Source organism: Fusicatenibacter sp., from assembly GCF_977045365.1.
The window spans coordinates 1-12,912 of record NZ_CDRRUH010000027.1 but is presented as its reverse complement, the minus strand read 5'-3'; the positions used below and the strand labels follow the sequence as shown (position 1 = coordinate 12,912).

Annotated in this window: 11 protein-coding genes; 1 reads left to right on the top strand and 10 read right to left on the bottom strand. The window is 50.3% G+C overall.

Going from position 1 to position 12,912, the window contains the following annotated elements:
• Positions 1-5: 5 nt before the first annotated feature.
• A complete protein-coding gene (locus tag ACY2VW_RS07595) occupies positions 6-1,880 on the top strand; it encodes an extracellular solute-binding protein (RefSeq protein WP_461877655.1) in 1,875 nt (624 codons plus the stop codon).
• A gap of 99 nt (positions 1,881-1,979) precedes the next feature.
• On the opposite strand, the gene ACY2VW_RS07590 is transcribed toward ACY2VW_RS07595, so the two are convergent.
• The 10 genes from ACY2VW_RS07590 to tyrS form a co-directional block, all read right to left on the bottom strand.
• Positions 1,980-2,768 (bottom strand): zinc dependent phospholipase C family protein, encoded by a 789-nt coding sequence (locus ACY2VW_RS07590; protein WP_461873077.1) that lies wholly within the window; start codon positions 2,766-2,768, stop codon positions 1,980-1,982.
• A gap of 33 nt (positions 2,769-2,801) precedes the next feature.
• Positions 2,802-3,425 carry an SMC-Scp complex subunit ScpB gene (gene scpB / locus ACY2VW_RS07585; protein WP_461873078.1) on the bottom strand — a complete coding sequence of 208 codons (624 nt, stop codon included), beginning with the start codon at positions 3,423-3,425 and terminating at the stop codon, positions 2,802-2,804.
• Positions 3,403-4,224, bottom strand: coding sequence for a segregation and condensation protein A (locus tag ACY2VW_RS07580; RefSeq protein WP_022462320.1), 822 nt, complete (start codon positions 4,222-4,224; stop codon positions 3,403-3,405). Before ACY2VW_RS07580 ends, scpB begins: the two co-directional genes overlap by 23 nt.
• Before the next feature lie 15 nt (positions 4,225-4,239).
• Entirely contained in the window at positions 4,240-5,040 is an 801-nt protein-coding gene (locus tag ACY2VW_RS07575; RefSeq protein ID WP_461877638.1) for a metallophosphoesterase, read from the bottom strand.
• A gap of 53 nt (positions 5,041-5,093) precedes the next feature.
• The gene (locus ACY2VW_RS07570; RefSeq protein ID WP_461877637.1) at positions 5,094-5,828 is read right to left on the bottom strand and encodes a ribonuclease H1 domain-containing protein; all 735 of its coding nucleotides are present in this window, start codon (positions 5,826-5,828) and stop codon (positions 5,094-5,096) included.
• Positions 5,829-5,861: 33 nt separating this feature from the next.
• On the bottom strand, positions 5,862-7,130 hold the full coding sequence (locus ACY2VW_RS07565) for a D-alanyl-D-alanine carboxypeptidase family protein (RefSeq protein ID WP_461877636.1): 1,269 nt from the start codon (positions 7,128-7,130) through the stop codon (positions 5,862-5,864).
• A gap of 74 nt (positions 7,131-7,204) precedes the next feature.
• Entirely contained in the window at positions 7,205-8,785 is a 1,581-nt protein-coding gene (gene cls / locus ACY2VW_RS07560) for a cardiolipin synthase (protein ID WP_461877635.1), read from the bottom strand.
• A 94-nt stretch (positions 8,786-8,879) separates the two neighbouring features.
• Positions 8,880-9,056: a 30S ribosomal protein S21 gene (gene rpsU / locus ACY2VW_RS07555; protein WP_004222305.1), complete on the bottom strand. Its 177-nt coding sequence runs from the start codon at positions 9,054-9,056 to the stop codon at positions 8,880-8,882.
• Positions 9,057-9,267: 211 nt separating this feature from the next.
• Complete coding sequence (gene alaS / locus ACY2VW_RS07550; RefSeq protein ID WP_461877634.1) at positions 9,268-11,907, bottom strand: alanine--tRNA ligase; 2,640 nt, start codon at positions 11,905-11,907, stop codon at positions 9,268-9,270.
• Positions 11,908-11,985: 78 nt separating this feature from the next.
• The coding region (tyrS, locus tag ACY2VW_RS07545) for a tyrosine--tRNA ligase (RefSeq protein ID WP_461877633.1) at positions 11,986-12,912 on the bottom strand (927 nt) is incomplete at its 5' end.

Here is a 12,912-nt window from a genome sequence, read left to right as displayed (position 1 = left end):
TTTACATGGCGCTCATTTTTATTCTTCTGTATGCGCCGATTGTCACCCTTGTGGTGCTCTCCTTTAATGCTTCAAAAACGCGTGCCAAATGGGGCGGCTTTACCCTGCACTGGTACCGCTCACTGTTTGCCAATACAGAGATCATGAATGCGCTGTATACGACACTGATCATCGCGCTTCTTGCCTCTGCGATTGCGACTGTGCTTGGAACGCTTGCGTGCATCGGCATCAACAGCATGTCGAAAAAGAGCCGGACGGTTTTCATGGGCATCACCAATATTCCGATGCTGAACGGTGAGATCGTCATGGGTATCTCGCTGATGCTGCTCTTTATCATCTGCCGCATTCAGCTTGGATTCGGTACCATTCTGATGGCACATATTACGTTCAATGTTCCTTACGTTATCCTGAGCGTTATGCCGAAATTAAAGCAGACGAACAAATCGACGTACGAGGCAGCTCTCGATCTTGGTGCCTCTCCGCTGTATGCATTCTGGAAAGTTATCTTCCCGGACATCATGCCGGGCGTTGTTTCGGGCTTTCTGCTCTCCTTTACGATGTCCCTCGATGATTTCGTTATCACCTACTTCACCAAGGGACCGGGCGTTGATACGCTCTCCACAAAGATTTATGCCGAAGTCCGCAAGGGAATCAAGCCGGAGATGTACTCGCTCTCCACGATTCTTTTCGTCACCGTACTGCTTCTGCTGCTCCTTGTGAATGTGAATCCTTCTCCGAAGGAAGAAAAAGAGGAGGCAAAAGAGCGTGAGGCTATGGCGAAGAAGGGCATCCGTTTCCGCATCACGAAACGTGTGGTCTTCCGCCGGATTCTTCCGATCGCCATGGTGCTTGTCATCGGCGGCGGCGGTATTTACTACGGAAGCCAGAATGCTTCAGCCGGCGGCTCCCAGCAGCTGATTGTGTACAACTGGGGCGAATATATGGATTCTGATGTCATCGATATCTTTGAGGAAGAAACCGGTATCCACGTTGTTTACGAGGAGTACGAGACGAACGAAATCATGTATCCGAAGATCAAATCCGGTGCGATTTCCTACGATCTTGTCTGCCCGTCCGACTATATGATTCAGAAGATGATCCAGAACGATCTGCTGCAGCCGATCAACTTTGACCATATTCCGAACGCTTCCAACATTGGAGATATGTACTACGAGACTTCCGAGCAGTTCGACCCGGGCAATCTCTACTCGATCCCGTACTGCTGGGGAACAGTTGGTATTCTGTACAACAAAAAAATGGTATCCGAGCCGATCGACTCCTGGTCTGTTCTGTGGGATACCAATTACCGCGACAGCATTCTGATGCAGGACAGCGTGCGCGATGCGTTTGCTGTTGCTTTAAAGGATCTGGGATACTCCTTAAACTCCACCAATATCAAGGAGCTGACGGAGGCGAAGGATCTGCTTGTGACACAGAAACCGCTCGTGCAGGCGTACGTTGTGGATCAGGTGCGTGACAAGATGATCGGAAATGAGGCGGCTATCGGTGTTATTTACTCCGGTGAAGCTATCTACACGAAGCGTGAAAACCCGGATCTGGAATACGTTGTTCCAAAAGAAGGCTCCAACGTCTGGATCGATTCCTGGTGCATTCCAAAAGATGCGCAGCATGTCGAGAACGCAGAGAAATTCCTGAATTTCCTCTGCCGGCCGGACATCGCACTGAAAAACTTTGAGTATATTACCTACTCTACGCCGAATGATGCGGCGCGTGAACTGATTGAGGATGACGATATCCGAAACAGTGAAGTCGCCTTCCCGGATGAGGAAACGCTTGCACGGTGCGAAACCTTTACGTATCTTGGCGATGATGCCGATGAGGTTTACAACCAGCTGTGGCGTGAAGTAAAATCAAATTAAAGATCTGCTTTCGGGCAAAAAAAGATCCCGGTCAGGAATTCTCAGGAAAGATTCCTGCCGGGATTTTTCTGTTCTTACTGCTGCTCTCAAAAGTCTGTTTTAATCAAAATTGTGGTCAAAGCGCGGGGAAAGCGTTCCGTTTCCATGGAGCACTTCATCCAGCTTTACAAGCTCCTGCGGCGCCTCTGCAAGCGCTCTTTCGTACAGATGGACAAGATTCCGTGTGCCCGCTTCGCATTCCTTCTGCGGCCTTCCAGGCATCACACGGCCGCCCATCGAATCGTAGCAGCCGACCAGTTTCATCGCTCCAAGAAGAAGGCTTCTTACCGCACTGCTGCGGCAGATCGTGATTCTCGTCCAGAGCTTCATGCCCTTCAGGCATTCGACGATTTCCGTCTCTTCGATTTCCGGAAAACAGCGGTGGATCACCTTGTTGCCGTCGATGTGCGGGCAGATCGGCGATGCCGGACGGTATACAAGCGGATCGAGGCCGTCCTCCAGCATGAAGTACTGGTCAAGGCTCGTCTCAATCTTTGCATGGGAAATTCCAGTGTGATCCACAAATTTCCCGATATACGGATGACACGTCGAATCGAGAAGGTAATGGCAGGCAAAGCCTAACAGATACGCTTCCATCGCCTCTGACGGGCTCTGCTGATACTTTTTCACCTCATCCCCGAACAGAACGGAAGCCGTCTGCTCATGCAGAAACGTTCCGTAATCAGACACACGGTTTTTCGAGAACGGATGGTAATAAAAGAAGATATCCGGCCCGTGCAGTCCGATCAGATACAGTTTTTTGTTTTCTCGAATGATCTTTTTCAAATTTGCCGGAAGCTGTTCATAGACTTCTCTTCCGAATCTGTCGTGTGCGTACGTAGTAGGCATATCGGTATCTCCCTTCTTTTTTCTCCTGCCGGATCAGACATCCAGCTTGATCTGCATTTCCTCTTCCACTTCTGCGCGGAAGTCCTCCATCTTGACCGGACTGATCTCCGGCAGATTGTCGGTGGAATCGACGCCGAAGTTCCGCAGGAATTCTTCGGTCGTGCCGAACACAATCGGACGGCCCGGCGCGTCGAGGCGGCCAAGCTCCTGCACCAGATTGTACTCCACCAGTTTGTTGACCGCGTGATCGCTCTTGACGCCGCGGATCTTGTCGATCTCCTGCTTCGTGACCGGCTGCTTGTAGGCAATGATCGAGAGGGTCTCCATCATGACGTCGGTCAGAACCGCCTTTTTCGGCTGCATGGCGATGTTGACAAGATAATCATAATATTCCTGTTTCGTGCACATCTGATACGCATTTTCAAGCTCCACGATGTGGATGCCGCGGTCTTTCGTATTATATTTTTCCACCATATGGTTCAGAATCCTGCGGGTCGTCTCCGTGTCATGGCCGATCGCTTTTGCAATCCTTCCCAGCTCCACGGAATCTCCCATCGCAAAAAGGACTGCCTCGATGGCTGCTTCCGCCTCCTCGACCGAAGAGGGGCGTCTTGCCTCACCCGGGGCAGTTTCTTTATTCCTGTTCTGTTCTTCCATCTGTCTTGTCCTCACTGTCTGTCTCGTCTGTATACGGCACAACTACGGTGTCTTCATCCTCCAGGGATTCAATCAGGATATCCCCGAAAAGCTCCTCCTGGCTGATCCGGATTTTGCCGGTTTTCATCAGCTCCAGGATTGCAAGGAAGGTGACAATCACATGCACCTTGCCCGGCTGGGATTCCAAAAGGTCGCGGAAGCTGAAGCGGCGTTTTTTAACAGCAAACTGCTCGACATACGTCATCTTGTCCGGCAGGCTGACCTCTTCTTTTTCGATCTTTCCGAACTTGCTTCGGATCGGGTCGATCTTGTCCTCCTGGCGCTTTAAAATCATTTTATAGATCGTATGGAGCTTCGCGAGAGAAATCTGCGAGAGGAGTTCGGAGGTGTCGACCGGCGTCCTGTACTCCAGCACTTCTCTTGGAAGCGTCGGTTCCTTGTACACGGAACGGCTCGCCTCGTTCATGCGGTCACGCAGCTCGTACGACATGTACTTGTACATTTTGTACTCTAAAAGCTGCTGCACCAGCTCGGCTCTCGGGTCCTCTTCCTCGCCTTCCTCATTCACTTCTTTCGGAAGCAGCATGCGGCATTTGATATCCAGAAGCGTCGCCGCCATGACCATGAACTCGCTCATGATGTCGAGGTCTTCCCGCTCCATCTGATGAATGTATTCCAGATACTGGTCCGTAATCTCTACAATGGGGATATCGTAAATATCTATTTTGTTTTTATCGATCAGGTGAAGAAGAAGGTCCAGCGGTCCTTCAAACACCGGAAGCTTTACTGGTATCGCCATGTGCTCTGTTCTCCCTTACGGTTTCCCGATATCTGTAATAATCAATTCTCTTCTGTTCCAGATGCGGACCGGAATGGTGTGTTCGCCCGTTCCTGCACTGATGATCTGGCAGGTGCCGCCCGTCAGGAACAGCCCGCGGCAGTTTTTCGAAAAAAGGCGGAAATCCGGCGTCACAAGCCCCCGGTGCGCGCCAAGGCCCACCACGCCGCCGTGATAATGGCCGGAAAGCGTCAGATCGGCTCCATATGATGCATAGGAGCTGCGGTAGGCAGGGTGATGCGCCAGCAGAATGCCGTAGCGCGCCGGATCCGGCTTTCCAAGGTGGTCCGTCAGTTCCGAAACCGGCAGCGGTCCGCGGTAAAAGCGGTTGTAATAGGTGCGGTCCATGGCATAGCCGTAGATCCGGACCGGACAGCCGCTGATGGTAAGATCCTCCGTCTCATTTTCCAGATAGCAGATTCCTGTCTTTTTCAGGCGCTCCCGGAGCTTTTCATACAGATCGCCATACTGTTCCGGGTACAGCTTCAGACGGTATTCGTGGTTTCCGCAGCCATAGATTACCTGGTATTCCTCCGCAAGACGTTCCGCGAAACTCAGACCCGGGTCGAGGTTCTCCCCCGGCTTTGCCACAATCTGGTCCCCGCCGATGATGACAAGATCCGGAGCCGCCTCATCAATGGCTGCCTTTAACACCGTGTTGTCCGGGCCGAACTCCATATTGTGAAGATCACTGATAAACGCCAGACGAAAACCGTTTCCTTCCGGAAATTTTCCGTTTGACGAAAGTTTGTAATAGGTCGTTGTAAATTTTCTCATACCGTTCATTATACTTGATTTTTCGGTGTATGACAACCCGTTTTCCCTGCTGTTTATAAGCCCAGTGCCTGTTTTGCCAGCTGATCGGCTTTTTCGTTGTAGGTGACGCCGGTGTGCCCCTTTACTTTGCAGAAGCGGATCGCAACTTTGGCCGATGCCAGATCGTAAAAATTCCGGTAATCGATGGTTCCCTGTTTTTTCGCCTGCCATTCTCTCGTACACCAGCTTGCGATTCCCTGGTAATCGTGATAGATGGCCAGCTCCGGAATATCATGTGTCAGGCAGTAAGCCATGGCCAGCTCTGCGCCCTTGATCTCGCCTGCCACATTCCGCATGGAGACGAGATCCGGGGCACTGTATTCTTCTGCAAGATTCAGCTCTTTTCCGTCCAGGAAGAGGACCACACCGCAGGAGAACTTTCCGAGCGCATGCTGATAGCTTCCATCCACGTATGCGACGGCGCTCCTGCCGACACCGGCGTATTCCGGGTCTTCGCATGGTTTTTCCGCCAGAATCAGGTGTTCCCAGTCCCAAGAAGAAGGATCGAGTGCTGCCGTGCTCTGTACTGCCTTTCGTTCCGGGGCAGCGGAATACGTTCCTTTTGTTTCCCGCAGCAATGGTTCCGGCATTTTACCGCCGCCCAGAAAGGCCTCTGCCTCCTCCAGACGCTCAAATCCCTTGTAAATTGCGCCAGGATAACCGTGTACCTGCGCTTTGCACGCATCCCATGTCCGGTAGATGCCCGGAACCTTTCCCTGTTTTACCGCATAGTAATTTTTCTTTGCCATGTTTTTCTCCTTTTCGCGCATGATACTCCGGCTTTATGCCGTCCCAAGAAAATATTGTTTCATCGTACATCCGAACAGATCCCACATGCCGGCTCTTGCCACGTCTGATCCATATAAAATCGCAACGGAACCAAGTTCCTCACCGTCTGCTTTGTAAACAACTCTTCCGGCACACTCGCCTTTCTGGATAGGGGCCTGCACCTCTTCCGGCAGTTCCATCGTTTTTTCCACTTCACCAATCACCGTCCCGCCCGTCGTAAGATAGCGGAATTCTTCCGCATATTCCAGTTCTGCCGTATCCTGCTTTCCATAAACAACCGAAAGTTCCGGCAGGGGATCGCGTTCCCGGTCTATGTAGATACTGCAGGACGAAAACCCATACTGGAACAGTGACGCTGCATCTGCAAACCGCACCTTGTAGTCCGGTGCTCCCATCACGACTGCCAGCATCGTCAGATCATTTTTCTTCGCCACTGCCGAGACGCAGTACTTCGCCTTCGAGGTGCTTCCTGTTTTCAGTCCCACACAGCCCTCATAGCCGCGGATCAGCTTATTTGTATTGGTGAGGGTGAATGGTTTGCTTCCCTTCTGTGTGACATGCGTAATCTCTTCCATCCAGATAGAGGAATAGTTCAGGATCTGCGGAAAGCGCTCGATCAGCTCCCGCGACATTTTCGCCACATCTGCCGCTGTCGTGTAATGGCCGTCGGAATCCGTGAGGCCGCAGCAGTCCTCAAACTTCGTGTCGTTCATGCCGAGTTCTTTTGCTTTCTGGTTCATCCGGCTGACGAACTCGCTTTCTGTCCCCGCAATATGCTCTGCCATCGCCACGGATGCATCGTTTCCCGAAGCAACAACAATACACTTGATCATCGTCTCGACGGTCTGCTTTTCGCCCTCTTCCAGAAAGACCTGGGACCCGCCCATACTTCTGGCGTGCGCACTCGTCGTCACCTCGTCGGTCAGCTGGAGCGTCCCTTTTTCGAGCTCTTCAAAAATCAGAAGCAGCGTCATGATTTTTGTGATGCTCGCCGGGCTTCGCTGTTCCGACGCATTTTTCTCGTACAGAACAGTTCCGGTCTGTGCCTCCATCAAAAGAACAGACGGCGAAGCCAGCCCAAGGTCCGTTGTCATCTCCGGTGCTGTCTCCTCCGTCTCTTCTGTTTTCTGTTCCGTTGTTTCGTTCTGCTGCTTGTCGGAAGATTCTCCATTCTGCTCTGCCGCAGTCACTTTCAAGGGCGCTGCAAGAAGCGCCAGGATCATCAGCAGGCTCCAGACGATATTTCGTGTTCTTCTCTTCATATTCCCCCGAAACATCTGCTCTTTCTTCCCTACAGGCTATGCAGACGACCGCAGAACTATGCTGTCTGTTCCGTTTACAGCAGCGGTGCCAGAAACTTCAGCGCACCGCGGAGTGCACGGACTGCAAAATTTTTCTTTCGGCAGTAGTCCATATTGATCTGCTCACACTGTTCAAACGTGGTCAGCGCATCCTCTTTTACCTGGGCAACCGCACTGCTGCCGTACATCCAGACACCGCACTCAAAATGCAGGTACATGCTCCGGTAATCCATATTGATCGTTCCGACCGTCGCAACTTCATCATCACAGACAAAGCTCTTGGAATGGATAAAGCCCGGCGTATACTGGTAAATCTGAACGCCGGATTCCAGCAGGATCTCGTAATTGGCCTGCGTCAGAATATAGACAATCTTCTTATCCGGGATGCCCGGCGTTACAATCCGCACATCGACTCCGCGCTTTGCCGCCATGCAGAGAGCGGTCAGCGTCTCGTTGTCCGGAATCAGATACGGGGTAAAAATATAAAGATATTTTTTCGCCTGTGAAATAATGTTCAGATAAACATGCTCGCCTACTGTCTCTCCATCCAGCGGGGAATCGCCGTACGGCTGCACAAAACCGTCTTTTTTAAACGCTTCCTCGTGATAGATCTCCGGCCGGTATGATTCGAAATTGCATTCCATACCGGTGATTGTGCTCCACATCTGCAGAAACATCACCGTAAAACTCCATACCGCCTCACCATGCAGACAGATTCCGGAATCCTTCCAGTGGCCGAACCGCTCCTTGCGGTTAATGTATTCGTCCGCAAGATTAATGCCGCCCGTGAAAGCCGTATGACCGTCGATCACGGCAATTTTCCGGTGGTCACGGTTATTTAAAATGACATTCAGCACCGGTCGGAACTGATTGAACGCCGCACACTTGATGCCTATCTGCTGCAACGATTTATAATACTGATACGGCAGTGTCGTCACGCAGCCGAAATCATCGTAAATCAGCCGCACATCCACACCGGCGGCCGCTTTTTCCTTCAGAATCTCCAGCACCGTATCCCACAGATACCCCTCGCTGATGATGAAATATTCCATAAAAATGTAGTGTTCTGCCTTTTTGAGTTCCTCAATAAAGTGCTCAAACCATACATCTCCCAGCGGATAATACTCTGTTTCTGTGTTTTCATAAACAGGATAATGCGCATAATTGGTCAGATAGGAAGACTGCCCCGCTGCCAGAATATTTTCTTCCTCGAGCTTTTTACGCGTCTCTTCTTCCTCTCCAAGAACGCCTCCCTGCGAAAGCAGAACTGTATCGTAATGTGTACGGAATTTTCTTGCCACACTGGAATGGCCGAGAATGCCGTACAGGCAGATTCCGGTTACCGGAAGCGCCAGGATACAGACTGCCCACATCAGTTTGTAGCCAGGATTCATTTTCGGATTATTGATAATCGAAAGCACTGCAATCAGGGAAAGGATCGTGACCGCATAGTTGATGTAGACAGATTTTTCATTGAGCTGCATCATAATTCCGGCCAGCCAGCAAAATTCCAGAAGAAGTGCAACACCGATAATGACCATACGGCTGGTAAGCAGCTTCAGAATCTTTTTCACGATACGAAACAGCTTGTTTGCTATTTTGTATAAAATTCTCATTTGTCACCGCCTTGCTGTTTTGTCAAAACCTGCGACTTTAAGTTACAAGTATAAAAATCCCCGGCAAAACAGATCGCCGGGGATTTTTTGCACATTAATTATACTTACGTTTTCTGGCAGCTTCAGATTTCTTTTTACGACGAACACTTGGTTTCTCGTAATGCTCTCTTTTACGAATCTCCTGCTGAATGCCAGCTTTTGCACAGCTACGCTTAAATCTGCGTAAAGCGCTGTCCAACGTTTCGTTTTCTTTAACGATTACATTTGACATAGTCTCACACCTAACCTCCCTCCAGTTGTAGATTGTGCATAATACAACTGTATGGGTATTTTTTGCACTGTTCTTATTATACCAGAAAAATCTCGTACGTCAACAAGTTTTTTCATTTTTTTGCAAAATTTTTCCCTGCCACCTGCCTGGCTCCTTTTTCTGCCCTGCAGGCGGCAGGATTTTGTGCTGTTTTTCCTGCTTATGCTTATTGTTATGCGATCTGGCCTTCCAGTACCCCGGCAGCTTTTGCAACTGCTTCGTCGATCTTCTCCGGATTCTTTCCGCCGGCCTGTGCCATGTTCGGACGTCCACCGCCGCCGCCGCCGACAACGGCTGCCACTTCTTTGATCAGTTTTCCGGCATGTGCACCTTTCTTCATCGCATCATCGGTTACCATGGCAAGAAGGCTTACTTTGCCGTCCTTTGCAGATGCCAGAACAACAACGCCGCTTCCCAGTTTTTCTTTCAGCTGGTCGCCAAGGTCACGCAGTCCGTTCATATCGACATCCGGTACGGATGCAGCGAGAAGTTTTACACCTTTGACTTCTGTTACTTTATCCATAACATCGCCGAGCGCTTCTTTTGCCAGTTTGCTCTTTAAGGACTCATTCTCTGCCTGGAGTGCTTTTGCCTCTGCCTGCAGATGAGCGATCTTCTCGAGGAGATCTGCCGGTGTTGTCTTTAAGAGAGCTGCTGCCTCATACAGTTTCTCTTCCTGTGCTTTATAGTATGCGGTAACAGACGGTCCGGTCAGAGCTTCGATTCTGCGGACACCTGCTGCAACGCCTGCCTCAGAAACAAGCTTGAACAGTCCGATTTCAGCGGTATTCTTTACATGGGTACCACCGCAGAGCTCTTTGGAGAAGTCTCCCATGGAAACAACACGTACTTTGTCGCCGTATTTCTCACCGAACAGAGCCATCGCGCCGGATTTCTTTGCTTCCTCAGTATCCATGATGTCGGTTACAACCGGGATCTGCTCCTGAATCTTTTCATTTACCAGATTCTCAACTTTTTCCAGTTCTTCCGGTGTCATAGCCTGGAAGTGGGCAAAGTCGAAACGGAGTCTGGTCGGGGTTACGAGAGAACCTTTCTGCTCTACGTGTGCACCGAGAACAGTCTTTAATGCCTTCTGCAGAAGGTGTGTTGCGCTGTGGTTCTTCTCGGTATTTTTTCTTGCCTCTTCGTTGACCTGAAGCGTAACTTCCTCGCCGTTTGAAATCATACCGGATTTCATGACACCGACGTGGCCGTATTTTCCGCCGCGGAGTTTGATGGTATCTTCCACTTCGAATACACCATTTGCTCCTTTGATGATACCGCAGTCGCCTTCCTGACCGCCCATGGTAGCGTAGAACGGAGTTTTCTCTACGAAAATGGTTCCCTTCTGGCCTTCCATCAGAGAGTCTGCAATCTCAGTCTCTGTCGTCAGAACGGTTACTTTGGAGGTATCCTCCAGATGATCGTATCCGGTAAATTCAGTTGTTACGGACGGGTCGATCTCATCGTAAACGGTTGCATCAGCGCCCATGTAGTTTGTTACTTCACGGCTCGATCTTGCACGCTCTCTCTGCTCTTCCATTGCTGCATGGAAGCCGTCCTCGTCAATGCCGTAGCCTTTTTCCTCGAGGATCTCTTTTGTCAGATCCAGCGGGAATCCGTAGGTATCGTACAGTTTGAACGCATCCTGTCCGTCCAGAACTTTTTTGCCTTCGCTCTGCATTTTTTCTTCGAGCTCGGAGAGGATATGAAGTCCCTGGTCGATGGTTTTGTTGAACTGGGTCTCCTCGTTGTTCAGAACGTTGAGGATGAAGTCTTTTTTCTCTTCAAGTTCCGGATATCCGTCTTTGGAGCCTTCGATTACGCTTGCGGAAAGGCGGGCAAGGAACAGTCCGTCAATGCCAAGCAGACGGCCATGACGTGCTGCACGGCGGATCAGACGGCGCAGTACGTAGCCTCTTCCTTCATTGGTCGGCATGATTCCGTCGGAAATCATGAATGTTGCGGAACGGATATGGTCTGTGATAAGGCGGATGGAAACATCGGTCTCATGATCTTTCTCATACTCTTTTCCGGAGATCTCGCATACTTTGTTGCGGAGTGCCTGAATGGTGTCGACATCGAAGATGGAATCTACATCCTGTACGACAACGGCCAGACGCTCAAGTCCCATACCGGTGTCGATGTTCTTCTGGATCAGGTCGGTGTAGTGGCCCTCGCCGTCGTTGTTGAACTGGCTGAATACGTTGTTCCATACTTCCATGTAGCGGTCGCACTCGCAGCCAACGGTACATCCCGGTTTGCCGCAGCCGTATTTCTCTCCGCGGTCGTAATAAATCTCAGAACACGGACCGCACGGACCTGCGCCATGCTCCCAGAAGTTGTCCTCTTTTCCAAAACGGAAAATACGTTCTGCCGGGATGCCGATCTCTTTGTTCCAGATATCAAATGCTTCATCATCGTCCTGATAGATGGATGGGTACAGACGATTCGGATCGAGCCCTACTACCTGTGTTAAAAACTCCCAGGACCATGCGATTGCTTCGTGTTTGAAATAATCACCGAAGGAAAAGTTTCCGAGCATCTCAAAGAAGGTGCCGTGACGGGCTGTTTTTCCTACGTTTTCAATATCGCCGGTACGGATACATTTCTGGCATGTTGTTACTCTTCTTCTCGGCGGAATCTCTGCGCCTGTGAAGTAAGGTTTCAGCGGAGCCATACCGGAGTTGATCAGTAAAAGACTTTTATCGTTGTGTGGAATCAACGAAAAACTCTTCATAGCAAGATGTCCTTTGCTCTCGAAGAACTCAAGAAACATCTTTCGTAATTCGTTTACGCCATATTTTTCCATGACTGTTTGTCCTCCAAATAATTCAGTGTGTCCCGGAATTTCTTCCGGGAATCCATTCTTTTATAATAGCACACTTAATTATTTAACGCAAATTTTTTTGAAATTCTTCTTTCCTTTTTTCAGAACGATACCGTCCTCGCCGAAGGCTGCTTTTTCTACGGCATATTTCGGATCTGTAATTTTCTCACCATCTACGGATACACCGCCCTGCTCTACGGCACGGCGTCCTTCGTTTCTGGTCTTTGCAAGCTCTGCTTTGACAAGAAGGGTTACGATATCGATTTTATCGTCCGTGAAATCCTCTGCAGAAATTTCACTGGTCGGCATATGCTCGGAGCTTCCGGTAGAGAATACGGCACGTGCGCCTTCCTGCGCTTTCTTTGCTTCTTCCTCGCCGTGTACCATGGAGGTCAGCTCGTAAGCCAGAATCTCTTTTGCCTCGTTCAGCTTGCTTCCTTCCCAGGAATCCATCTCATCGATCTGCTCAAGCGGCAGGAAGGTCAGCATACGGATGCATTTTAAAACATCGGCATCGTCTACGTTTCTCCAGTACTGGTAGAAATCGAACGGGCTGGTCTTGTTCGGATCGAGCCATACAGCGTTTCCTGCAGTTTTGCCCATCTTCTTGCCCTGGGAATCGGTCAGAAGAGTGATGGTCATCGCATACGCATCTTTTCCAAGTTTACGACGGATCAGCTCGGTTCCTCCCAGCATGTTGGACCACTGGTCATCGCCGCCGAACTGCATGTTGCAGCCGTATTTCTGGAACATGTGATAGAAGTCGTAGCTCTGCATGATCATGTAGTTGAACTCCAGGAAGGAAAGACCTTTTTCCATACGCTGTTTGTAGCACTCTGCACGGAGCATGTTGTTGACGCTGAAGCATGCACCTACCTCACGGAGCAGCTCTACATAGTTCAGGTTCAGCAGCCAGTCTGCGTTGTTGAGCATCATAGCTTTTCCCTCGCCGAACTCGATGAAACGCTCCATCTGACGTTTGAAGCA

Bases quoted from the DNA above. Each gene is read 5' to 3' on its own strand.
- scpB (WP_461873078.1), bottom strand. From the start codon at position 3,425: ATGGAAGAACAGAACAGGAATAAAGAAACTGCCCCGGGTGAGGCAAGA.
- alaS (WP_461877634.1), bottom strand. From the start codon at position 11,907: ATGGAAAAATATGGCGTAAACGAATTACGAAAGATGTTTCTTGAGTTC.
- cls (WP_461877635.1), bottom strand. From the start codon at position 8,785: ATGAGAATTTTATACAAAATAGCAAACAAGCTGTTTCGTATCGTGAAA.
- ACY2VW_RS07570 (WP_461877637.1), bottom strand. From the start codon at position 5,828: ATGGCAAAGAAAAATTACTATGCGGTAAAACAGGGAAAGGTTCCGGGC.
- ACY2VW_RS07565 (WP_461877636.1), bottom strand. From the start codon at position 7,130: ATGAAGAGAAGAACACGAAATATCGTCTGGAGCCTGCTGATGATCCTG.
- ACY2VW_RS07595 (WP_461877655.1), top strand. From the start codon at position 6: ATGGCGCTCATTTTTATTCTTCTGTATGCGCCGATTGTCACCCTTGTG.
- ACY2VW_RS07575 (WP_461877638.1), bottom strand. From the start codon at position 5,040: ATGAGAAAATTTACAACGACCTATTACAAACTTTCGTCAAACGGAAAA.
- ACY2VW_RS07590 (WP_461873077.1), bottom strand. From the start codon at position 2,768: ATGCCTACTACGTACGCACACGACAGATTCGGAAGAGAAGTCTATGAA.
- ACY2VW_RS07580 (WP_022462320.1), bottom strand. From the start codon at position 4,224: ATGGCGATACCAGTAAAGCTTCCGGTGTTTGAAGGACCGCTGGACCTT.
- rpsU (WP_004222305.1), bottom strand. From the start codon at position 9,056: ATGTCAAATGTAATCGTTAAAGAAAACGAAACGTTGGACAGCGCTTTA.